Annotated in this window: 21 protein-coding genes and 1 pseudogene; 10 read left to right on the plus strand and 12 right to left on the minus strand. The window is 68.8% G+C overall.

Annotated elements, in window-relative coordinates:
• Positions 1-329: 329 nt before the first annotated feature.
• Positions 330-812 (minus strand): DUF6233 domain-containing protein, encoded by a 483-nt coding sequence (locus ACWCPY_RS40815; protein ID WP_451273900.1) that lies wholly within the window; start codon positions 810-812, stop codon positions 330-332.
• A gap of 321 nt (positions 813-1,133) precedes the next feature.
• Here ACWCPY_RS40815 and ACWCPY_RS40820 point away from each other — a divergent pair, with 321 nt between their 5' ends.
• Positions 1,134-2,231: an RHS repeat-associated core domain-containing protein gene (locus tag ACWCPY_RS40820; RefSeq protein WP_451273902.1), complete on the plus strand. Its 1,098-nt coding sequence runs from the start codon at positions 1,134-1,136 to the stop codon at positions 2,229-2,231.
• Between the two features lie 565 nt (positions 2,232-2,796).
• Positions 2,797-3,096 (plus strand): annotated as a pseudogene (gene tpg, locus ACWCPY_RS40825) (telomere-protecting terminal protein Tpg); the annotation flags it as partial.
• A gap of 132 nt (positions 3,097-3,228) precedes the next feature.
• Here tpg (ACWCPY_RS40825) and ACWCPY_RS40830 read toward each other — a convergent pair.
• A complete protein-coding gene (locus tag ACWCPY_RS40830; protein WP_451273904.1) occupies positions 3,229-4,644 on the minus strand; it encodes a hypothetical protein in 1,416 nt (471 codons plus the stop codon).
• Between the two features lie 539 nt (positions 4,645-5,183).
• Here ACWCPY_RS40830 and ACWCPY_RS40835 point away from each other — a divergent pair.
• A complete protein-coding gene (locus ACWCPY_RS40835) occupies positions 5,184-5,834 on the plus strand; it encodes a DsbA family protein (RefSeq protein WP_451273906.1) in 651 nt (216 codons plus the stop codon).
• Positions 5,835-6,439: 605 nt separating this feature from the next.
• Here ACWCPY_RS40835 and ACWCPY_RS40840 read toward each other — a convergent pair.
• On the minus strand, positions 6,440-7,003 hold the full coding sequence (locus ACWCPY_RS40840; protein ID WP_451273908.1) for a DinB family protein: 564 nt from the start codon (positions 7,001-7,003) through the stop codon (positions 6,440-6,442).
• A gap of 251 nt (positions 7,004-7,254) precedes the next feature.
• Here ACWCPY_RS40840 and ACWCPY_RS40845 point away from each other — a divergent pair, with 251 nt between their 5' ends.
• Positions 7,255-7,488: a hypothetical protein gene (locus tag ACWCPY_RS40845; protein WP_451273910.1), complete on the plus strand. Its 234-nt coding sequence runs from the start codon at positions 7,255-7,257 to the stop codon at positions 7,486-7,488.
• Between the two features lie 32 nt (positions 7,489-7,520).
• On the plus strand, positions 7,521-7,760 hold the full coding sequence (locus ACWCPY_RS40850; RefSeq protein WP_451273936.1) for a hypothetical protein: 240 nt from the start codon (positions 7,521-7,523) through the stop codon (positions 7,758-7,760).
• A 96-nt stretch (positions 7,761-7,856) separates the two neighbouring features.
• Here ACWCPY_RS40850 and ACWCPY_RS40855 read toward each other — a convergent pair whose 3' ends face one another.
• The 4 genes from ACWCPY_RS40855 to ACWCPY_RS40870 form a co-directional block, all read right to left on the minus strand.
• Entirely contained in the window at positions 7,857-8,234 is a 378-nt protein-coding gene (locus ACWCPY_RS40855; RefSeq protein ID WP_451273912.1) for a DUF6193 family natural product biosynthesis protein, read from the minus strand.
• 53 nt (positions 8,235-8,287) lie between these two features.
• A complete protein-coding gene (locus ACWCPY_RS40860) occupies positions 8,288-8,686 on the minus strand; it encodes a hypothetical protein (RefSeq protein ID WP_451273914.1) in 399 nt (132 codons plus the stop codon).
• Between the two features lie 275 nt (positions 8,687-8,961).
• Positions 8,962-9,801: a cytochrome c oxidase assembly protein gene (locus tag ACWCPY_RS40865; protein WP_451273916.1), complete on the minus strand. Its 840-nt coding sequence runs from the start codon at positions 9,799-9,801 to the stop codon at positions 8,962-8,964.
• Positions 9,798-10,370, minus strand: coding sequence for a DUF2243 domain-containing protein (locus ACWCPY_RS40870; protein ID WP_385338752.1), 573 nt, complete (start codon positions 10,368-10,370; stop codon positions 9,798-9,800). Before ACWCPY_RS40870 ends, ACWCPY_RS40865 begins: the two co-directional genes overlap by 4 nt.
• Before the next feature lie 354 nt (positions 10,371-10,724).
• Here ACWCPY_RS40870 and ACWCPY_RS40875 point away from each other — a divergent pair, with 354 nt between their 5' ends.
• From ACWCPY_RS40875 to ACWCPY_RS40890, 4 genes are all read left to right on the plus strand, one after another.
• Positions 10,725-11,132 carry a hypothetical protein gene (locus tag ACWCPY_RS40875; protein ID WP_451273918.1) on the plus strand — a complete coding sequence of 136 codons (408 nt, stop codon included), beginning with the start codon at positions 10,725-10,727 and terminating at the stop codon, positions 11,130-11,132.
• A 163-nt stretch (positions 11,133-11,295) separates the two neighbouring features.
• Positions 11,296-12,903, plus strand: coding sequence for a Mu transposase C-terminal domain-containing protein (locus tag ACWCPY_RS40880; protein WP_451273938.1), 1,608 nt, complete (start codon positions 11,296-11,298; stop codon positions 12,901-12,903).
• Positions 12,900-13,643, plus strand: a complete 744-nt coding sequence (locus tag ACWCPY_RS40885; protein WP_451273920.1) for an AAA family ATPase — start codon at positions 12,900-12,902, stop codon at positions 13,641-13,643. Before ACWCPY_RS40880 ends, ACWCPY_RS40885 begins: the two co-directional genes overlap by 4 nt.
• Positions 13,644-13,661: 18 nt before the next feature.
• A complete protein-coding gene (locus ACWCPY_RS40890) occupies positions 13,662-14,774 on the plus strand; it encodes a hypothetical protein (RefSeq protein WP_451273922.1) in 1,113 nt (370 codons plus the stop codon).
• A gap of 32 nt (positions 14,775-14,806) precedes the next feature.
• Here the strand turns inward: ACWCPY_RS40890 and ACWCPY_RS40895 are convergent, their stop codons facing one another.
• Together ACWCPY_RS40895 and tpg (ACWCPY_RS40900) are read right to left on the minus strand one after the other, a co-directional pair.
• Positions 14,807-14,995, minus strand: coding sequence for a hypothetical protein (locus ACWCPY_RS40895; protein ID WP_451273924.1), 189 nt, complete (start codon positions 14,993-14,995; stop codon positions 14,807-14,809).
• Positions 14,974-15,930 carry a telomere-protecting terminal protein Tpg gene (gene tpg / locus ACWCPY_RS40900; protein ID WP_451273926.1) on the minus strand — a complete coding sequence of 319 codons (957 nt, stop codon included), beginning with the start codon at positions 15,928-15,930 and terminating at the stop codon, positions 14,974-14,976. Before tpg (ACWCPY_RS40900) ends, ACWCPY_RS40895 begins: the two co-directional genes overlap by 22 nt.
• Here tpg (ACWCPY_RS40900) and ACWCPY_RS40905 point away from each other — a divergent pair.
• A complete protein-coding gene (locus tag ACWCPY_RS40905) occupies positions 15,929-16,198 on the plus strand; it encodes a hypothetical protein (protein ID WP_451273928.1) in 270 nt (89 codons plus the stop codon). The genes tpg (ACWCPY_RS40900) and ACWCPY_RS40905 overlap by 2 nt on opposite strands.
• Positions 16,199-16,552: 354 nt before the next feature.
• Here ACWCPY_RS40905 and ACWCPY_RS40910 read toward each other — a convergent pair whose 3' ends face one another.
• From ACWCPY_RS40910 to ACWCPY_RS40920, 3 genes are all read right to left on the minus strand, one after another.
• The gene (locus tag ACWCPY_RS40910) at positions 16,553-16,918 is read right to left on the minus strand and encodes a nuclear transport factor 2 family protein (RefSeq protein WP_451273930.1); all 366 of its coding nucleotides are present in this window, start codon (positions 16,916-16,918) and stop codon (positions 16,553-16,555) included.
• 388 nt (positions 16,919-17,306) lie between these two features.
• The gene (locus ACWCPY_RS40915) at positions 17,307-19,949 is read right to left on the minus strand and encodes a Helicase associated domain protein (RefSeq protein ID WP_451273932.1); all 2,643 of its coding nucleotides are present in this window, start codon (positions 19,947-19,949) and stop codon (positions 17,307-17,309) included.
• Positions 19,950-19,986: 37 nt separating this feature from the next.
• The gene (locus tag ACWCPY_RS40920) at positions 19,987-20,676 is read right to left on the minus strand and encodes a hypothetical protein (protein ID WP_451273934.1); all 690 of its coding nucleotides are present in this window, start codon (positions 20,674-20,676) and stop codon (positions 19,987-19,989) included.
• Positions 20,677-21,270 lie beyond the last annotated feature (594 nt).

Consider the following 21,270-nt stretch of genomic DNA (forward strand, 5'->3'; position numbering starts at 1 on the left):
GGCGAGCACACTCCGGTCGACCGGGACGACACGCTCACCCTGCTGTTCCTGTGCTGCCATCCGGCGCTGAGCCCGGCCTCGCAGATCGCGCTGACGCTGCGCGCGCGGGAGCGCCGACACCGTGGTCAAGCCGAGCGACGACAGCGTGAAGCACGGCCGATGCCTGCGCTGCGAGAAGGACTTCCAAGCCACGCCCTGTCCGGTCTGCGGGAGCTACCGCGTCGACGGCTCCTACGGCATCTCCGGGATCCGGTTCACGACGCTGCCGCAGACCGTCTACTGCAAGGACTGCCGGAGCGAGATCCCGGCCCCAAGGGACCGTCCGAGCGCTAATCCTTGCCGCCGAAGCCCTCGTCGAAGCCCTTGAGGACGGGGTCTAGTTCGGCTGCCGCGCCGCACAGGGCGCATAGCCGGGTGCCGGGGTGCTGTGCCGCGTCCAGCGCCCGGTCCAGGGTGAGGACCGGGGCCCCGGCCGGTGCTGCCTCGCAGTCGACGGCGTGCACGACGCCCCGGATGGGCCCGCGCCCGCCGGCCTTCGACAGCACCCAGCCGGACGGGCGGCGCGGTCCCAGCGCCTGCTGGACGAGCGAGGGCGGCTCCAGGTACTCGTCCGGCGCGCGCACCCAGGCCCGGTACTCGGCAGGCTCCACGGAGTCCCCGGGCCCGTTTCGGTACGACGGAAGGCCCACCTCGTACAGCCATCCGTCGGGCAGCTGGCGCCGAGACCACAGGTGCGCAACGACCTCCTGGTCCCCGGGCAGCAGCACCCGGATGGGCATTGGCACCGGCTCGGGGGCGGAGGACGTCGTCATGCCTCCCACCGTACGGACGGACGCCGCCAGTGTGACGAAGCAGCCTTGTTGGCAAGGGTCGGCGCAGGTTGTCGCTGGCCAGTAGGGCATGACGCTACGTAGTTGGCAGAGATGGCACACGGCAGTTGGCGAGCTGCGGTCACGGGACAGAGATGCGCCTGAGTGTGACTGAGTACGTCCAGTCCAGGGCGGTGTTGATGCTGTCTGTAAATGATCTTTCACGGAGTGTGATTCCGTGGGAGAGTCGAGCGCGCTTACTGTGCGTGACCCCTGCGTCCGGCCAGGCCGGACAGCACCTCGCCACGTTCGAAGGATGTGCCCGTGACCAGTATCGAACCAGAGCCCCCCGTCGAGACGGCCAATGCGGGATGGCAGCGAGGCCCGGCCTGGGCCACCTTGCCGGCCGAGCCCCTGGAGAAGAGGGTCGACGTCCGTTCAGCCGCCGCCGGCCTCGACTTCATCCGAACCACCGAGGGCCACCTCGACGAGCTGACCAACGTTCTTCAGCGGATGCGCGTGCTGTCGATCCAGTCGGCGAACGGCACCTACAGCGAGGAGGACCGCTCGGCCATCCAGATCGAGGTCGACCAGCTGACCGACGAGATCGCCCGCATCGCCGACCAGGCCGACTTCAACAAGATGCGGATGCTCACTGACGCCTCCGCAGAGAGCAACGTGAAGGCGGCCGATGAGCTGGGCATGACGCCCGCAAAGATCAACACTCCGGCATCGCTGTCCAATGCCCAGGCGTCCTGGACCCTGCGCGTCCACGTCGGCGCGAACACCAACGAGGCGCCGGCCGTGAACATCTACGCCGCCAACATCCAGCACCTCTTCGCCGGTGAGGCCGCCGCCCCGGCCGATCAGGGCGCAGCCGCCCCGGCCGACCAACAGGACGGCGCAGGAGCCCAGGGCGGGGCCGCCGTGGCAGGTCCGGTGAACGTCATGACGGCGATCGACGCCAACTCCTCCATCGCGAAGATCGATGTCGCGATCAAGACCGTCACGGACCAGCGATCGAACCTGAGCGCGTTCAGCAACCGCCTGGAGTCCGCGATCCGCGCCGCGAACGTCACGGACGCCCGCGACAAGCTGCTGGCGGCCATCGGCACCGAGGCCCAGCGCGTCGCGGACATGTCCGCGGGCCAGGCATCCGCGGCACTGGCGGAACTCACCCGCGCTTACTCCACGGTGGCCTCCCATGAGGCAGGCCTCGTGAGTCTCCTGGGGTTCAACGGGGAACGGCCCGACCCGGCGATGGGGTGGTATCTCCTGGGGAATGGCTACCGGGCCTTCAACCCCGTGCTCATGCGGTTCCACTCCCCGGACAGCTCGTCTCCCTTCGATGGGGGCGGACTCAATCCCTACGCATACTGCCTGGGAGACCCCATTAACCGCGTGGACCCCACCGGGAACTGAGGTTCCTGGACTCGGCCGCCCACGTTCCTGGGACTGGGACCGTGATCAGCGCCAGCGGGCGGCCAGGCACCGGCACCAGAAGTATGGCCGAGCCTCATTCAGCCTGCTCAGAGCCCGCATCCTGCTTCAGTCGTATTCATCACGCAAGAGCGGTCAGAGCGCGGTACCTGGCCAGAATGGCCAGCTACCGCGCTCAGTCACAAACACCGATACCCGGCCCGACCTGCGCGGGCTCCGAAATCTGTCCACAGGTGATCCGTGGCCTCCTGGTGGCATGAGCGATCACGAGCAGCAGCAGCCGGCCCCGCGCCGCGGCAAGGTACTGGAGGCCCTCGCGCGGGCGGAGCGGAAGGTTTTCACCCGGCCCGCGCCGAAATCCGCAAAGGCTCAGGTTTAATTCCTTCTCACACGCACGAAGGACTCAGCGCGGAACCTGGCGGAGCGCCTTGGCGTCTCGACCCGGACGGTGGAGCGCTACCGCGCCGGGAAGCTGACGAAGCCATAGAAGCGGCTCCAGGCCGCGCTGGTGGAGGCGACCGAATCCGAGTGGTAACCGCAGGTCAGGGCACAGGCGCGGGAACAGGCATCTACCTCCGGCGGCATGATGGTGACCGTGGTCGCCTACTTCGGGTTCACCGCCTCCGGGGCCTCGGACGACGGCCGTCAGCGGCACGTCACTACCGCGATCTCACCCACCTACGCCGCTCAGATACTCCAGCTTCAGGAGGCTGGTGCGACGGAGGAGGACTCGCATCCGATCGTCGCGAAGGCCATCACCGAGTCCTATTTCACGGACTGGGGTTCCCAGTGCGATGGGCTGGTCGCAAATTTTACGGACGTCCAGTCGATAGATTTCGAGTTCTGACACGGTCGAATTCTCGGCCTGCTATAAAACGTATTTGAGCCGAAGCACGATGGCTGTCACCGAGGCAGGTGTGCTGTCACCAGGGCCACCGGACGGTGAGTGCTGAGCAGAGTTCTGGACCGCTGTGCAGTCTCAGTTGTCCACGCCGGCTTCCCATTTGCGTCGGCGCAGCACATAGTCGCTGAAGAGGTGTCGGCTCCGGTCGAGCAGTTCACCCACCTCCGCGTCGCTGTGCCGCCCGTCCGGCGATGGATGCCAGCGCTGGACTGATTGTCCGGCCCAGGTGCGCAGCTTGATATCCGGGTCCTCGAGCAGACCGACCGCCGCCCGTAGCGCCACGACGCCGCCGCGCGCGTCGAGCAGCCGGAATGCGCCGACGCGGACGTGCCGCGGCCGTTCGGAGCTGGTGCGCTCCCATAGCCAGTCGGCGGGCAGTTCCTTGGCCGAGGGCAGCAGGGCGGTGGCGGTCTCGCGGACGACCCCGGCGGCAGGGTCGTCGAGGAGCGGCCACAGCTGCTTCGCATCCACGCAGTCCAGTGCCCGCAGCCCTGCCACCGCTCGCGCCCGTATCCCGGCCGCCGGGTGCACGAGCAGCGGCCGCAGCAGCCCGGCGTCCGCGCGGTTCCCGCACTCGGCCAGCCCGATGACCGCACCGGGCGGCAACTCGGGGTTGCCCGGTGCTGTGCACCGCTCCCGGTACCAAGCCGCCGGGTCGTTTCCCAGCTGTCGTACGACATACCGGGCACACGCACGCACGAGCGCGGAACGGTCGCTGAGAAACAGCTCGGCCTGCTTTGACCGCCCCGCCCGTCTCAGCGCGGTGACGCCGGCCGAACGGGTACGCGGGTTGTGTGCGGACAACAGGGGAGGCAGCACATCCTCGTAGGCATCCTCATCCCCCAGAGCCGTGAGCGCCGCTGTGGCACACAGGTCCTGGACCACGGTGTCCTGGCCCCGCGCGGCGGCACGGGCCAGCTCAGCGGGACGGAGCAGTCGGCCCTCGATGGCCAGCCGGTACGCGAACCGCCTGACGATGCGGTCGGGGTCAGCGAAGAGAGCAGCGAGCTCCCTGTGGGATGCCTGGCGCAGGATCTGGCCAAGCACCTCGACGCCGAAGGTACCTCTGTCGCGGCGGCCGACGCGGAGGATGAGCGGCGCGAGGTCGAGGGCAGAGTCCACGTTCAGGGCCTCGCGCAGCAGCTGCCGGGCGTGCTCGCGCACCGGGTCGACCCAATCGGCGCAGCGGATCACCACCAACGGCAGCAGACCTGGGTATCGAACCGACTGACGCACCGCCTCCTGACGGATCCGCCCGTCGCGGTGGCAGAGCGCGAGTGCGAACCGAGACTCACCGAGCTGAGTCAGGTCGGCGGGCAGTGGGGTGGAGTGCTCCCACCCCGGCATGAACTGCGGGCGGTTCCAGGCCACCTCACGCACTCCTGCGTCCAGCGCGAGCCAGTCGCCGGGGTCGGCGACATCAAGCGTGCTTTGAAGCGGCGCACCTCCCGCGAGCCGTGTCGCTGCCCCGTCCTCGATGTCCTCAAGCATTCCCGCCCCTCCAGCAGTCGTACCAGACGATCGTAGAATGCGGGGTTCGCGTAGGGCGCGTGAAATATGGCCCGTGATCGCCGAGGGCCGCCGCGCGGCACCGTGCCCACCAGAAGTCGGACGCGGTGACATCGCCCCTGCTTCGCTTGCCGCTGGTGGCAGGTAGCGCGCCGCATCGGTGACAACCACCATGCGTTGTCCTACCGAAGCCGCAGGCCAGCGGATGCCGATGGTGACAACTATCGTGCTTCGGCAGATCCACGGGCCGAGGTACAGCGCTCTGGCGGCGCCCCGCCCTGATTCTCCGCCACGAATACGAGGCCGACTGGCTTCGCTCACGAAGAACGGTTCTGGCTCAACTTCTGTGGACCACACCGGCCGAGTGTCATGTCCGACCCGAGCGGCCATGCCGGCCTCCTGGGCCGGAGGTAGCGGTACGGGGCGTCGATCCTGTCCTTGTCCGTGCTCCAGGGCTGGTGATCCGCCCTTGCAGGCCGCCGTATAGAGTCCGGGCCATTCGCCACTGGGGAGGGGCATTCATGCTGGTGAAGCGTGCGATTCGGGCAATGGCGTTCGCCACCGTCCTGGGACTGTCCCTTGCGGCGTGCGAGACGCGTACCGGCTATGCCACTGATGCCGACATACCGGAGTCGCTGGGCGCGGACGGGACGAGCATCGTGGTCGGCGATGAGGGCGCGGGTACCACCGTCCGGCTCTTCGAGGATCTGCGCTGCCCCTTCTGTGAGGAGTTCGAGACACAGGGCGCCGGGGCCGAGCTGAACAAGCTGACTCAGAAGGGTTCGGTGCAGGTCCACTACACACTCGCATCCTTCCTCGACGACAGGCTGGGCGGCAACGGCTCGAAGAAGGCCGCGAACGCGCTGCGCGCTGCACTGGCAGAGGGCAAGTTCGTCGAGTACCACCAGGTCCTCTACGCGCATCAGCCAGATGAAGCGGTCGACGGCTTCACCAACGAGTTCCTACTGAAGATGGCATCGCGCGTAGAGGGCCTGCGCGGGCCGGGCTTCGACGCTGCGGTCAGGACGGTGCAGTACCAAGGTTTCGTCGCCGCATCCGAGAATGCCTACGAGGACTCCAGTGTCAGTGCCATTGGTACGCCGACACTGGAACTCAGCGGCGTGGAACTGCCAGAGTTCGAGAGGGGCTACCTCGCCTACTACACCGGGTAGCCCGCTTGGACCGCAAGGCCCTGATACCTCCCGGTCGGCTCCCCAGCACCTGGCAGCAGACTTGATACACCGTGTCTGCTCCACGCAACCTGTGCCAGAACCCGAACAAGGTTCTGGCACAGCTTCTGCGATGCCACTCCGCCTCTACTCGTGCTCGCGCCGGGTCAACCCGCTGACCTGCTATTTCCGCGCGCTTCCCGAGTCGACGTAGCGATCGACAGGCCGTAATCACAGAAGTTGTGCCAGAACCACTACTCGTGAATAAAGCCAGGCCGACGATGACCACGCCCCGGCGTACCGCCCGCCGTCCGCTCGCCCCGCGCGTCGCTGAGCCCCGCGAGCCGCTCGACCCCGCCCGCATCGGTCGCCGCGAAACATCCGGCGCCGGGCGAAGGGGATGGACGCCGGCGCCATCGCGGCGGCCCTCAAGGAAGCGCGGTTCGACGCGCGGCAGGCTTCCCGGCACGAGAACCTGGCTGACGACGTCCGTGGCCCGGCGGAGCTCGCGGAGTGGGAGCGCCTCGCCCAGCTGCTCGCCGACGCGGCCCCGGGCGCGTCACGGAGTCCACGTAAGTTTCCGAAGCTCGATCGCCGGTCACCGGAAGTCATATTCGGTGCGGTACGGCTCCGTCCTGCCAGCGGTAGAGGTCGCGTAGCAGGGAAACCTCGGCGCCGTGATGGATCAGCTCCTTGTTGACGTGCAGGACGATGCCCTCCATGGGAAACCGCTCGGGACCCACCGTGGGCGGATTCTCCAGGTCAGCGTCCGAGAGCTCGCGGACCCCCGCGTTCCATCTCCCGTACATCTCATCGAGCTGTTTTAGCGCCTCGTCAGCGGTCCCCGCGTAGGCGAATGTCTGGGAGTCGACGTCCTGGCCGCCGAAGTGCCATCCGACCCGATAGCCCAGGCACGAGACGATGATGTGCGCCAGCCGCCAGGCAATCGTGGTCACCGGTGCCGGCACCGGGTCAGGGGACGCGGAGTCCATCGTCCACTTCCCCGAACCTGCCGACATCGGTGCGGCCGACGTGCCACGTGGGCGGATGCTCCAGCAGCCGCGCGCCGGCTCCCAGAAGTACTCCTCGTCGGTAAGACCGTCCAGCCGTGGCCGCAGGTTCTTGCGCCAGTACCAGTCCAACTGCTCCGCGAGCCGCTCGCTTCTTGTCATTGCCGCACACTACAGACCCGTCGAGCAGAGTCATCGTCGCCGTCTGCGGTCATCCTCCACTGTCACAAACCCGCAGGCAGTCATCTCTAACTGGCACAGAAGTCAATTGATCGGCCTTCGCTGGCAATCGATCAACACCCACTGACACGGGTCAGTAGTCGCGGAGACCGGGTTCGGCTGGAGTGGTCCCGGGCCCGGTTGCCCGGCGATACCGTGGTGGGGCCCGCCAGTTCTGCCCTCTGGAGTCCTCGATGAGCGAACAGCCGGCCCCCGCCGATACCGCCGCCCGGCAGCTGGAGCCCGCGGCCGCCGACGCGGTCCGCGCGTACGCGGCCAAGACTCGCGCCGGCGCCGACCGGTTCGCCGCGGCCCTGGAGGACATCGCCACCAACGGCCTGCCCGACCCCGAGCAGTGCACCCCGTGGGAGGAGCTGCGCGAGGCCCACCTCACCCGCCTCGCCGCCCAGCGCCCGGCCGTCGACTGATGGCCCCGTAGTACGGCCCACGCCGCGCTCGGATCGCGTTCTTCGACTCCGCCGCCAAGCAGCTGGAGAGCCTGACCAGCGAGGCGGAGATCCACGCCCTGGACCGCGCCCTGGTCGTCGTCTCCGTCGACCCCGACGTCGGTCAGCCGATCCCCGGCGACACCGCCGGCCCCCAGCTTCGGCAGTACACCGACGACGTCGAGCAGGTGCGCGTCCTGTACTTCGTCACGGCGCTGCGCACCGTCGTGGTCGTCGCCTACATCGAGGTCTAGCCCATCCAGGCCGGTACGCCGCTGACCCGTCTCATAGAAGCTTGACCAGTCTCAGCGAAGTTTGACCGGAACGGCGGCTGCTGCTCTGCGGCTGGTTCAGCAGTCGGTGGAGCTCTCCGCTGGTGGCCACGGCCCCTCGAAGGCCGGCCCGCAGTCGTGCGGCAGGTGGGTCACCACCAACGCGGCCGCCTCGTTCGGTGTGAGTGACTCGCCCAGGACACGCGGCGACGCACCCCGTGGTGCGTACACGATGCAGGATTGCGCGTCGCCGACGATGAACGGCAGGTCGTTGCTCCATGGGAACTGCGTGTTGCGGTGAAAGGTGAGCGCCCCGTGGCTCGGAAACGGGAACAAGGCCCGCAGCCGAGGTTCGGCGTAGGCGGCCTCTATGACTACGGGCTCTCCCCGTCGCGCCGTGGGATGCCCCTCCAGCATGAGCCGCCAGGTCTTCTCGACAACCGTCTCCTCAGCCATCCCGCGATCATGACGTCTGTACTCGGCCGGGACAAACCGTTCCACCCTGATGGTCAAACTTCGATGAGACTCACCAAACTTCGCTGAGACAGGTCAGCGAGCTGGGCACGCTGGAGCAGACCGGGCCCCGCGACGGCGACAATGCAGTCCGCGACGAGCTCACCCGCCGCGCCGGCGGGTACGTCCAGGCCGACGTCGACGCCTGGCTCGCCTACGCCCTGGCCGCGCGCCTCGGGCACTACCGCGACCCGGCCGCCCGCGAGACTGCCGCCGGCCCCCTGCCGCCGCCACTGCTCGCCCACGCCGCGCTGCTCACCGAACTCGCCCACCTCGCCCCGGGCGTCGGCGTCGACCAGCTGGCGTTCGCGGCCCGGCTCGCCACCACCGAATCCGAAGCCGGTACCCTCGCCGCGTTCCTCGCCCGCGCCCGCTCCGACGCGAGCTGACCTCACCCTGTGCAACCTCCCAAACCTCCCAGATCCCTGGGGGAGACCTGGCAGGCATCTGAGGGACAGGGGCCAGAAATGCCCCGGAACACCCGGGATGCCTAGGAAACTGAGAGGCCGTTTCTCCAGGCAGCCGCGTTCCTGGGAGGCGAGCTGGGAGCCTGGGAGGCGGAGGGTGCGTACGCACTCCCCAGGCCGTGCCATGCTGACAGAAAGTGTCCTGTGACATCGAAGTTGGACTGTCCGCCATCGAAGTCGCACTGATCAGACAAGTGCCGGTCCTAGGGGATCACGGGCCGGGCCGCATCGATGGAACGGCGCCGGTCCGGAGCCCGGCGGGTGGTGCACTGCGGGCGCCAGGTCGCCACCAGTGCGAGGGCCAGGAGCAACTCGGCGATGTCGCCGCCGTAGTACATGATTTCCGCGCCGCGCTGGACCTGGTCGACGGGTGCGTGGATGTTGATGCCGAACCCGCCGTACATCAGCTGTGAGATGAGCGCGTGCGCGGCGATGGCCGCCCCCAGAACCACCAGCCGCACCGGCACACCAGGCCGGGCGGGGGCCGGGTCGGGACCGGCGATGACGTAGGCGAACAGGCATCCGGCGAGCAGGAAGTGCGCATGCAGCAGACCGTGCAGTCCGGTGTTCGCCGACATCGCGTTGTACAGCGGCGTGAAGTACAGCAGGGCCAGTGTGCCCACGCTCAGCACCAGCGCGGTGACCGGATGGGCCAGCGCATGGGCCGGCCTGCTCTGTACCAGGCCGGTCAGCCGTCGGCCCTGGTGAGACGGCAGGTTCCGCAGCACCAGCGTGACCGGGGCTCCCAGCACCAGCCCCAGCGGTGCGTACATGCCGATCAACAGGTGCTGGAGCATGTGGCCGCGGAAATCGCCGTGTGCCCACTGCGCGACAGGGGGCAGCAGAGCGGCCGCCAGCAGGCCACACCCGGCCAGGAACCACCCGGTACGCCAGCGGCTCCACCCGGCCTGTCTGTTGCGCCGCCGCGCGCGGGTCGCCAGCAGCAGATAGGCGCTGGCCAGCAGGACGACGAACACCGCGGGTACCAGCACCTCCAGTGGCAGGCTGCCAGGCTCCTGGTGGTGTGCAGGATGGCCGGTCATGCGTGCCGCGTTCCTCGCACCGGTCCGACACCTTCCGGGTCGAAAGGCGCCGCGCGACGCTGGATCATCCATCCGACCACGACCAGGATCGCGCCCAGCAGCAGGAACCCGAGGTCCCACCAGATCTGCTGGTCTCCGGCGTAGACGTGGTGGATGCCCAGGATGTGGTGGTCGAGGATGCCCTCGACAAGGTTGAACAGGCCCCAGCCAGCCAGGATCCAGCCCCACAGCGCCGCCGATGTCCACACCTGGCGACGGTGATGCGTCACCCGCGCGTACAAGATCGCCAGGCCCGCGAGGACCGCCACCCAGCAGATCGCGTGGAAGATTCCGTCCCACACGGTGTTCATCTCCAGCCCGGAGACGGTGTTCGCCGGGTAGTACTTCACACCGATCCGGTCATGGTTGGTGCTGGTCAGCATGTGGTGCCACTGCAGCAGCTGGTGCAGCAGAATGCCGTCGACAAAGCCGCCCAGGCCCACTCCGAGGATGATGCCTGGCAGCTGCAGACTCCGGGGCCGCTCGCCCGCCACCGCTCCCTGACTCTCAGCGCTGACGCTGCTCGACATCGCGTTTACCTCCGCTGAACTGGTGCTCGATACCCGGGCGGTTACCCAGGCGTCAGCCTTTCCACCAGAGCAGCCGTTCCTCGCCCGCGCACCCTGAGAAGCGCCAGATGGATGTGGCCCGGCGGACCGCAACTCAACGCGATCTCGGGGTGCCAGCAACATCCCTTGGGTACTGCGAGACCCTCGCCTCGTACCTGTAGCCGCTGCCCGCTGCTCCTGGCTCGTGCTCCTGGTCGTGCTGCTCCTGGTGCTGCATGGTGACTCCGAAGGCAGCGCAGCATTCGCACGACCCAGTCGGCACACGGGTGCTGCTCGTGCAGCAGGGCTGGCCCCGGTGGTTGCAGCAGAGAGCGGGTGCTGGTTGTCGATGAGGCTCAGCGCCTGTCCGTGCCGTGCCTGGAGTATCTGCAGAGCCTGTGGGACCGCCCCGATACGCGGATCACGCTGGTGCTGTGCGGGGCGGGTAGCGAGCGCTCGTTGGCCCGGTTGCCGCATCTGGCATCGCGCATCGGCGCGTGGCAGGAGGTTCCACGCCTGGCCGGAGCGGAAGCAGTGGCTGTGATGACCAGCTTTCATCCGCTGTGGCGCACCGTTCCGGCCTCGGATCTGACGTGGATCGATCAGCCGTGTGCGTACGGCACGTTCCGCACGTGGGCCGCCTTGACCGCGCACCTGCAGAACGCGCTGCTCACCACCGCTGACGCGGCCGTTGATCGGGCTTTGCTGGGACGACTGTTCCAGCGGGTCGTGCCGCCGCTGTGACTGCAGCGCCCCTGTACGGACGGGAGAGCGATCGCACTTTCCCAGCACCCGCAAGAGATGACATCCCACCCGCGTGAAGGGAGCTGACATGGAGGACGGTGACGCGGTCCGAGCACGCGGCGGACTGCCTGCGGCGTCGAGGACGGCTCTGCGCGGTCCGGCTGTGCGGCGGCTGCTCGCACTGCGGGCGGGGAAAGGGCTGACAGCAGGACATGTACGGGTGGCTGCAGACGCGCTGGGGGTGTCGGAGCGCACGGTTTGGCGCTGGCTGGCCGCCGCTCAGAGCGATGAGACCGCGGCCGCCTACCCTGGCGCACGCTCCGGGGGCGATGCGAGGTTCACGATCACGCCTGAAGTCCGTGGACTGTTGGCACTGTGGAAGGGGAACGTGCGGGCGGTTCATCGCGAGCTGGTCCTCCGTGCCGCTCGGCAGTCCCCGCCTGCGGACGCACCGTCGCTGACGACGCTGCATCGGGCGATCCGCCGTGATCTGACGCTGGGGGAGCGGGCCGGGCTTGCTGGTGGTGAACGTGAGGCCCGTAAGCATGATGTGTTCCTGGCTCGGCCGCGGGGCTGGCGCAATCAGGTGTGGGAGACCGACCACATGCAGGCACCGGTGCTGGTCGATGTCGAGGGCAGGGCCCGCAGGCCGTGGATCACCTGGTTCACCGACTGCGCCACCAACGCGATTACGGGTGTGGCCGTCACACCGGGAGATCCGTCGCGGGAGTCGGTGCTGGCCGCGCTGCGCTCCGCTGTCCTGCGCGAGGACCCCTACGGACCCTTCGGCGGCCTGCCCGAGAAGGTACGAGTCGACCGCGGCAAGGACTTCCTGTCCCGGACGGTGACCGCCGCGTTCGCTCTCCTCGACGTGACGGTGGAGGACCTGCCCGCCTACACCCCCCACCTCAAGGGCACCGTGGAGGGCCTGAACCGGGCGGTGGAGAGCATGTTCCTGGCCGCGCTGCCCGCATACGCCCGTCAGCCGCGCCCCGGCAAACGGCCTTCCCGCCCGAAGGACGAGGTACTGCTCAGTTTCGAGGACTTCACCGCCCGTCTGCTCGCCTGGACGCGGTGGTGGAACACCGAACACCAGCCCGCGCCGTTGCGGGGCAGGACCCCGCTTGAGGCGTGGCAGGACGATCCCACCCCGCTACGGGACGTGGCCGCGGCGGATCTGTGGACGTTCACCCTGGAGGACGCCGGCACCCGCACGCTGACCACTCGCGGTATCCGCTTCAGGAAACATGACTATGTGGGGCCATGGATGACCGGTCAGTCCGGGATCCAGGTCCGGATCCGCTTCATGCCCCACCACGACCACCGCATCGAGGTCTACCACGCGGCCACCGGCCGCTACCTCGGTCCCGCGGACCTGGCCGACCAAGCCACCGAGGAACAGGTCAGCGCTGTACGGCGGGCACGGGCCGCCCGCGCCCGCCGCCTGAAGAAGGACCTGGAGGCATCCCAGCGCGAGCGCTACGCAGCCGTGAACCAGCCCGAGGCCCCCCGGCGGCTCGGCACCCTGACCACCGTGCAGGCCGAGGCCGAGCTCGCCCAGGCGGCCGGCACCGACCTGTCGGATCTGGCGATGCCAGACCTCATCCCGCCCGCCGCGCCCCCAGCCGACTGGCGCACCCCTGCTTCCCTGGCCGCGCTGACCACGGCGGGCCGGCCTGTCCCGCTCCCGTCCGGCCGTGACTCCGACCCTGCAGTCCCGGACGGGCGGGCTGCACCTTCCACCACCGACGAAGACGGAGACGCCTCGTGACCGCTGCCACCTACCAGTACGTCGACCTGCCCGATGCGTCCGTGGTCACCACCCGGGCCCTGCTCACCGCGCGGGAGAACATCGCCGACACCGTCGCTGCGCGGGCCATGATGTGCATCCACGGCGGCGCCGGCTTCGGCAAGACGCTCGCGGTCAACACCTGCCTGCGCGAGCTCGAACCGGGCGAGGATGTCCGACGGGTCACCTTCCGCGCCCGCCCCACCGCCAGGGCCGTGCGCTACGAGCTGTTCACCGCCCTCGACTCGCCCGGCGAGCCGCCGCGCCACCCCAGCGAGTTCGACCGCCTGCTGAAGAACGCCCTGGCCGAGCGCCCCCGCACCTTCCTCGTGGACGAGGCCCAGTGGCTCAACGGGGAGGCGTTCGAGTACTTCCGCTACCTGTGGGACGAGCCCTCCACCCAGCTGGCGATCATCTTCGTCGGCGGTGAGGGCTGCCACACCGTGCTGCGCCGCGAACCGATGCTGTCCTCCCGCATCTTCATCTGGCAGCACTTCACCCGCCTCACTCCCAGCGAGGTCCTCGACGTCATCCCGCTGTTCCACCCGATCTGGGCCGATGCCGACCCCGACGACATCGCCTTCGCCGACAGCCACGCCGCACATGGCAACTTCCGCGCCTGGGCCCAGCTGACCGCCCACACCCGCACCGCCCTGGCACGCACCGGCCGCTCCCGCGTCGACCAGGAGCTGCTGCGCTGGGCCTTCAGCCGCCTCGCCTGACCACCGCACCGCACCGCCATGCCGCTCGCCGCGCCACCGTCGCCTGTCACCGTGGTCATCGACCGCCATGACGACGTGCTCCACACGCACACTGCCCTGGCCGCCCACCATCCGCCGTCCGGCCGGGTCACCCTGCACCCCGGCCCGGGCACCACCAGTGAAACCGGCCTTGCCCACGACCTTCTCGCCGCTCTGGGCAAGCCGCCACTGCTCCCGGGCCGCTTCCCTGCCGGCCGTCAGCCCGCCTGGGAAGCCGCCACGGCCTGGATGACCGCTCTGTCCGTGAGCCGGCTGACCGTCCTGCGCGCCCACCGCCTCACCACTCGCCGCACGATGCGCCTCCTCCAGCTACAGGCCCTCACCGGTATCCACCTGACCCTGGTCTGCCACCGCCCACATCTTCCCGCCGCCCTGCATCAGGCCCTGCAGATGGCCGACTACTCCCTCACCACCGACTTCGACGCAGCCCGCCGCCACTACTACGGCACACCGGTCACCGAACCCCCACGCGCAGACGAGCCCGCCGGGCCGACCGGTCCGTGGCTCACCCTGCCCGCACTGGAACGCCTCATCTCCTACGACAGCCCCCGCCCCTGCACCGCCCCGTGCACCCCGCCCCCGATCACCTGGCGGCACCGCCCACCGCCCCCGCCTCTCACCGCGCCCACCGCCCAGCGAGTCGCCCACCGCCTCCACGCAGCGACCGCACATCCGCGCCTGGCCGCGGCCATTGCCGCCGCGCTCTTCACCGGCGCCTCCCTCCAGCAACTCGCCACCGCACGCCCCCACGACTACGACACCGCCGCGGCCACGCTTGCCCTGCACGACCGCGCCCGCTACACCGACGGCTGCGCCGCCCACCCCGTACCACCCTGGGCCAGCGTCTTCCTGCGGGCCGCGGCCTGCTTCACCCGGCTCGACTCCGGTGAGGACCAGGGACTGCTCGCCGCGCCCGGTGACCGTGCGCACCTGCTGCGCGTGGCGGAGACAGCCATGCTGCGCCCGCCCCAGCCGCCCGCGGCCCGCCGCCAAGGCCCGGTTGGCCGTGTGGAGTGGGACTGGCGCGAGCGGCAGGAAGCCGAGCGGTACGAAGCGGTGCCGACCAGTCGCGTCAGGCCCTCACGACGCTGAACACCCTGACCTGGTGACGCGGCGGGCCAGGCTCAGCCGATCGAGAAGTCGGCGAACTCGATGTCGCTGAAAGCGATGTTCAGACCGTGGGCCCGGCGGCCCCATTCGCGAAAGTAGGCGTGCCCCAACGCACGGGCGAGGATCACCGTCTGCTGCTGCTCGCCCGCGCCGGCATCCCGGGCGGCGAACAGCTCTCGGGCTACCTCTCCTGGGTGATCCACCGCACCCGCGGATCGTCCGAGGACCCTGCCGGCGCGGCGAACCCGAATCGCGCCCTCGTGTGAAAGACGAACCCCTCCGCCTCTGCCTGGGCACGTCGGCGGGCCCGTATTCGGGGCTGCCACCGCGCCAGGACTGCTTCCTCGATCGCCCGAACCTGCGTCGGACCAGGGGGACGACGCGCTCCTGGCTTCTTCGTCACCCACCGCTGCACGGTGCGCTGCGACACCCCAAGCATGGTGGCCATCCTCCGGGTGGATCCCCGATGCGCTGCCAGCAGAAAACGCAGGCGGGCCTCAGTGCTTGAGGGAACGGGCCGGGTGCGCAACGCGCGCTCCAAACCCTGCTCGATCTGTCCCACGTCCGCCTCTCGAAGCGGCCAGCTGACAAGGCCGGCACCTGCAGTCCGTCGCGTCAGTTCTCCCACGTCACCCGCCCCTGCCTGCCAGTTTCTGCATTCCCGGGACAGCGCTGGCTGACGCAAGCTACGAGTCCCTGGATGAGCACCGGCGACAAGCTGGCGGCCCGGGTCACGACGGACGTCGCCGGCATCCCGGTGTTGTCCTTCTGGTATCGAGCCCCAAGAAGGGCGAGGCGGGAGAGCTCCGCCGGATGGAGAACTGGCGTGATCCTTCGACTGCGCCTCGTCCGCGACGCGGTCCGGCACGCACATGAGCCGAACGACCCGTACGCGGACAACGCCACCGCCTCGCCGTCGTCGACGAAGGGTAGAGCCGACGGCCGAGCCAGTATCCTGCCCGCAGGGCTGACGCCCTGGGCTTCGCCGACGCCCACACCGCACCCGGACACCCACACTGCCCGGAACATTGGTGGAAGGTCTTCCGGGATCAACGGACCGCTTGACGAACACCGAGGATCCATCGAGCCGGGGTTGCCGTGTGGGGGCGAGGACCCGGTGCCGAGAGGACCCGTCCATGACCAAACGCACTACCGAGCAGCAGCGTGCCCGCGAACTTCAGCGCACCGCACGCGAGCAGGGCACACACTTCAGCTACCACCAAGCCCTCAACTGGGTACGCGCCACCGCCGAGGCGCAGTCTCAGAACCCAGATGAGATCGTCGTCTGCGCACCGCACGCGAACTGCATCATGATCTTCGACGCGGACGAGGACCCCGAGTACATCCGCGACTCGATCACACCGATTCCCGCAGCCCAAGTCGAGCTCTCCAACGAGCTGTTCTAGCGGAGGAACGCTCTGATGCGCGAACACTCCAAGGCGCAGCTTGTAGCCATGATCCGCAGCAGGTGGGGTATTCCGATCGACGATCTCATGCGCTGCACCAAGCAGGAGTGGCTTTGTCCACGAGTTGCGACGGCGGTTGTACACGGGTTTGGGAGTCGCCTGATTCCACGGTCGGGTGATGTTCACGAGTTGTGAAGGCAGTTGGGTCCTTGCAGGGACAGCATCGAGGTGTTCCTGGTGAAAGGGCCTGGTCATGCCGCGGATGTCGAAGGTCGAGCCCCGCCAAGGCCAGCTGACACACAACGGTTCCAGCCCGCTGGTCCTGCCGCCCTCACGGGCGGCAGGACAATCTACTCAGGCGGCCAAAGTGCCCTGATGGAAGTACATCCGCCAGCCCGTGTCCGTCAGGCGCCACAACGAGCTCCTCCGAGCCCGACGGCCCTCGTGGTCGGTGAAGAACGTCAGATGGACGAGCCCCGGAGCAAGGACGACCCCGGTCATCTCGCTGACCTTGAACGGAGACTCCGGAGTCACTGACCCGTCACCAGTCACGGAGAGCACCGAGTCCATGTTCCACCAGCGTCCAGAAGCCCCGATCTCGGTGAACTCCGGATCCAGAAGCTCCAGAACACGGGACGGGGAAGCACGCACCTCGGGATCGAGTAGGCGCATCTCCCCATCGATAGCTGCTTGCACGGCCCGCTCGTTCTCATCCGTCATGCCCGGACCCTACGGGCGCCGCTTCGCGGATCACAGTGAATTGTTGATCTGCTGCCCCGACAGCCAGGCCACGCCGTCATAACTCGTGAACATTCCGATTCGTTCACAGCAACCGATGCCTCCCAAACCGGTGTTGAAGTGCTGCCCGTTGTCGTGAACAAAGCCACAGGAGCTCGCCAACGATCTTGTGGACGGCGAGGACAGCCGCGAGCGCTACGAGGCGTACGGGCGGGTGGCGCTGATCAACGGCAGGCCGACGCGCGACTCACGCCCTCTTTGCGGAGGCGTCGGCTGCTTCGGCCACGACAGCGCGACACCCTGGCCGGAAACCCGCGCGCGCTTCCGCGCCCAAGGGCCCTGCATCGACGCACAGTAGCCCGAGTGGCTTCTAAGCCCTCGCCCATTCCAGTCCGAGGTCGGCGAGGGCGGCGCGCTGTTCCGCGGTGAGCTTGTCCCGCCGGGTTTTGATGTTCGAGACCCATACGCCCAGCCTCACGACCACCGGCTGCGCCTCACCGTCGACCGTGATCTCTTCGCTGTGGCCGCGGGGCACCGGCCGGTCCGCGCCTTCCCGCTCGACCCACTGCGCGAGGGCCGTCATGCCCCGCTGGAACGCCTGCTGCGCCTTGCTCGGGCCCTTCTTCGCACGCCGGGCTGCCGGGGCTGGAGACGGGGCCTTAGCGGGCTGCACGCCCAGCGTGGTCAGCCGTTCCTGCTGCTCGGTCGTCAGCTGCGCCCAGGTATGCGGCTGTTTCTGCTGCTTAAGCCACTTGCCGAGGTCGTCGCCCTCGAACAGCACGCCGGGTGCGATGTCGGGCAGGCTGCCGTCGGCGTCGACCAGGTCTGCGAGGATCCGGTGGTGCCGCTGCCAGTCCAGTGGCCAGGGGCAGTTCCAGTCCGGGTCGATCGCGGTGAGCTGCGCCGCGCGTACGGCGGCCCGCTCCGGGTCCTTGCCGAGGCCGTTCTTCTGTCCCTTGCGGCGGAGGTTGGCCAGGTGCTGCCCGATGGGCACCATCGCTTCGCCCTCGCCCCATACGGCGTCCTGTCGTGGTGCGAGGTGTCCGGTGGCTCGCCGGTAGGACCGGAGCGCGGCGAGCTTGTTCTCCCATGCTTCCTCGCCGGGCTCCCACACCATCCCGGCCTCCGGCGCGTCCAGCAGGGTCTTGCGCCGGTCCTCCAGTTCCCCGGCCCGCAGCGCCTTCCTCTGCTGGTGGACCCATCGGCCAAGCGGAAAGTCCTTCGTGACCCCCACTTCCACCTCAACGTCGTAGGGCACGGCGTAGAGGCCGGTGATTTCGTTCTCCGTCCGCCAGCGGAGCAGGGCCTGGTAGCCCTCCAGCCACACTAGGGACTCGGGCCGGTAGACCCGGGTGCGCAGGAATGCCGCGATGGTCGCCGCGTCGCGCGGGCTGGAGAAGTGCAGCAGGGCCTCGCCATCACCCTCGCCGCCGGCCCCGACGATCCGCCCGTCCTCGTCACGCTGGACGTGGACCTTGCGCTTCCCGCTGGTGAGCGCGCGGGAGGCGAGCTGTTCGACCAGGCGCTCATCGTGCGAGCGCAGGCCTTGGAGGACCGCTACCAGCGGCTTGAAGCTGGCGCTGGCGACCATGTCGGTCGGGTTTTCACCGGGCTCCAGGAACACCGGCACGATGATCCTGGCGACCTTCGTGGTGCCGTCGCGGTTGAGCCGGAGCGCGCGGCCGATGTTCTGCACGATTTCCACCTGTGAGCCGCGGGTGTCGGCGAAGCAGACGGCTTCGACTCCGCGCTCGCCGGTGATGTCGACGCCTTCCCCGAGCACGCGACAGCTTGCGAGGAACGCCCGGTGCACCCGCCGGTTGTTGGCGTCGGTGCCGTTGGCGAACTGTCGCAGGGCCTCGCGCCGCTCGTTGACGAGGTGGTCGCCGCACAGCCACGCCGACCACACCCGGTCCGGCGGGATGTGACGGCCGGCCTCCAGCTCGTAGAACTCCGCGTCGATGGAGGACTTCGGCAGCTTCTCCGCCTTCGCCAGGTCTTTGTCGGTGGCGTCGTTGACGTACAGCTCGGCTGCCGTCTCCGGGAGCTTCTCCGCGAACGCGGCGGCCTCCTCCACCTTCTGGTGGAACGTCATGACCGTACGGAGGTTGTACGCCGCCGCGTGCTCCAACAGGGCGGTCTGCAGGAGCGCCAGGCGCCGGCCGCGCCGCGCCTCCTCGGACTCGCCGAGGACGGGGGAGGGGTCGCGGATCTCCAGGACGTCGATCTCGAACCCGGCGAGGATTTCGCGCTCGATCGCCTCCGAGAGTCCGAGCTCTGCGAGCCATGCACCGTAGGTGCCCTCCGGGTCATCGGCCATGGTCGCGATCTCTGCCTCCTGGCCGTCCGCGCCCTTCTGGGGCCGGGCCGCGGCGAGGATGCGCGGGGTCGCGGTCAGGTACAGCCGGAAGTCCGCCGGGATCCGCTGGTTGTCGTGGATCGCCGCCCAGGGCCGACCAAGATCACCAGCGGTTCCGTGGGCCTCATCCACGATCGCGAGGTCGAACGGGGCCATCTGCTGCCCGTACAGCCGCTCTCCGCCCGCCAGAGCGGCCTCCAGCGGCCCGCGAACCTTCTGCTGACCCATGGGCGCGTTGATGTCCTCGCGGTCCACGAGGGAGGCGTACGTGGAGAACACGACGACCGGTCCGTGCCCGGCCCACAGGGCGAGCTGGATCGGGTTGGTGGTGGTGCGCACCCCCAGCGAGTTGAGGACCGCGTCGTTCTCCAGCGAGCACACGGCGACCATCGGGGCCCGGTGGCCCACCAGGCGCCATGCCTGGGCGGTCTGTGCGAGCAGGTCCAGGGTCGGGACGGTGACGAGGATCCGGCCGTCCGCGAACGACTCCAGCGCGCACGCGGCGGCCGTGATCGTCTTGCCCGAGCCGGTCGCTGACACGATCGTTCCCCGGGCACCCTGCGGGGGCACAGATGACCTTGCAGGGAATCCCACCCACCTACGAAACGCGGAGCGCTGATCTACCTGGTGTTCCTTGAGCTGAATCGCTGACATTCCCTTGCCTCCCCGAGCGCTGAATTCCTGCGGTCTTTCAGAGGGCCGCGTGCGGAGTGCAGGCCGCGCCCAAGTTGTTCCAGATCGACGCATCCACCTTGTGCCAGCCGCCGGGCTTGCCGTCCTTGAAGTTCGGCTTGTCGTCCGGGTCGTAGTGACCGGCATCGAGCGTGCAGACGACGTAAACCCCGTCGCTGTTCACCGTCCGCGCGGGACACAGACCGCCGGCCTCACTCAGTGCCTCCAGCACCCGCCGCCGAGCCGTGGTGTGCGGGTGCGCGCGCGGCAGCACGCTCTCCCAGACGAACCTCTCCAGCCGCACAAGGTCCGTCCGCTCACACTGCCTCACGTCCGTAAGATGTACGGACAGTTCAGCGGCCCCAGCCGACCGGCCGCCACGCCGCCCCCAGACGCGGTCCGCGATGCCCACCAGGGCCTCGCTCACGGCCATCACGCCGTCATCCCACGCGTCTGCGGACACCTCGCCCTGAGAGGCCGGCGCCATATGGTCCAGCTCGACTACCTCGCGCTGCGCCCCGGCGAGCGCTCCGGCCTCCAGCGCGGCCACCAGGCCGTCCGCCTCACTCGCGGGCACGCCCTGCGCCTCCAAGAGCGCGAACAGCCTCAACCGGGCGTTCGCGCCCGCTGTCTGGTACTGCGTCACCCGGCGCACAGAATCGCTGCTCAGCGCGGAATCACGTCCGGTAGATTCGTGGTGACCGGTCATCTACGGTCGTTCCTCTCGGAATTCCGGGGAGTTTCCCAGGTGATTGTGGGGTGTCCCACGTTTCCGCCAATGGTACATGCCGAATCTCAACCTGATGCACTCATTGCACTGAAACCCGACACGAACGAGCGACCCCTCCCCTCGTAGCCAGCCAAACCCGCATAGCGGGCTTCAGGTCCTGGAGGCGCAGCCGGAAGGACCGGGATGGGGGAGCGTAGCGGACACACCCTCAGACGGGTGCGAAGCATCCGTCAACTCCCTTACATAAAGCCAAATCACCCGCACCTGACACCCCGTCGGACCAGGCCCCGCACAGCGGGGCCCGCCGGCCCGCAATGCGGCCAGCACCTCAACTCCCGAAGCGAAGCGGAGGGAGTTGGCCCGGCTCCGCCGGGCGCGGTGAGCAACGCGAACCGCCCCCAACCTCAGGGCGCAGCCCTGAGGTTGGCAACCCGCGGAGCGGGTTGCGCAACTGCCCCGCGCAGCGGGGCAGTTCGCTTGCACATCGGGATCACCGAGGGCAAGTCCATCACCGACGTACCGGAGTCCTTCCGCTACCTCGGCAAGAGCGAGTGGCTCGGCGCACCGGCCGCC

The organism is Streptomyces sp. NPDC002403, from assembly GCF_053593015.1.

What these genes read in the sequence shown, in the direction of transcription:
- ACWCPY_RS40815 (WP_451273900.1), bottom strand. Translation starts at nt 812, where the DNA reads ATGACGACGTCCTCCGCCCCCGAGCCGGTGCCAATGCCCATCCGGGTG.
- ACWCPY_RS40830 (WP_451273904.1), bottom strand. Translation starts at nt 4,644, where the DNA reads ATGCTTGAGGACATCGAGGACGGGGCAGCGACACGGCTCGCGGGAGGT.
- ACWCPY_RS40835 (WP_451273906.1), top strand. Translation starts at nt 5,184, where the DNA reads ATGCTGGTGAAGCGTGCGATTCGGGCAATGGCGTTCGCCACCGTCCTG.
- ACWCPY_RS40840 (WP_451273908.1), bottom strand. Translation starts at nt 7,003, where the DNA reads ATGACAAGAAGCGAGCGGCTCGCGGAGCAGTTGGACTGGTACTGGCGC.
- ACWCPY_RS40845 (WP_451273910.1), top strand. Translation starts at nt 7,255, where the DNA reads ATGAGCGAACAGCCGGCCCCCGCCGATACCGCCGCCCGGCAGCTGGAG.
- ACWCPY_RS40855 (WP_451273912.1), bottom strand. Translation starts at nt 8,234, where the DNA reads ATGGCTGAGGAGACGGTTGTCGAGAAGACCTGGCGGCTCATGCTGGAG.
- ACWCPY_RS40865 (WP_451273916.1), bottom strand. Translation starts at nt 9,801, where the DNA reads ATGACCGGCCATCCTGCACACCACCAGGAGCCTGGCAGCCTGCCACTG.
- ACWCPY_RS40870 (WP_385338752.1), bottom strand. Translation starts at nt 10,370, where the DNA reads ATGTCGAGCAGCGTCAGCGCTGAGAGTCAGGGAGCGGTGGCGGGCGAG.
- ACWCPY_RS40890 (WP_451273922.1), top strand. Translation starts at nt 13,662, where the DNA reads ATGCCGCTCGCCGCGCCACCGTCGCCTGTCACCGTGGTCATCGACCGC.
- ACWCPY_RS40905 (WP_451273928.1), top strand. Translation starts at nt 15,929, where the DNA reads ATGACCAAACGCACTACCGAGCAGCAGCGTGCCCGCGAACTTCAGCGC.
- tpg (WP_451273926.1), bottom strand. Translation starts at nt 15,930, where the DNA reads ATGGACGGGTCCTCTCGGCACCGGGTCCTCGCCCCCACACGGCAACCC.
- ACWCPY_RS40910 (WP_451273930.1), bottom strand. Translation starts at nt 16,918, where the DNA reads ATGACGGATGAGAACGAGCGGGCCGTGCAAGCAGCTATCGATGGGGAG.
- ACWCPY_RS40915 (WP_451273932.1), bottom strand. Translation starts at nt 19,949, where the DNA reads ATGTCAGCGATTCAGCTCAAGGAACACCAGGTAGATCAGCGCTCCGCG.
- ACWCPY_RS40920 (WP_451273934.1), bottom strand. Translation starts at nt 20,676, where the DNA reads ATGACCGGTCACCACGAATCTACCGGACGTGATTCCGCGCTGAGCAGC.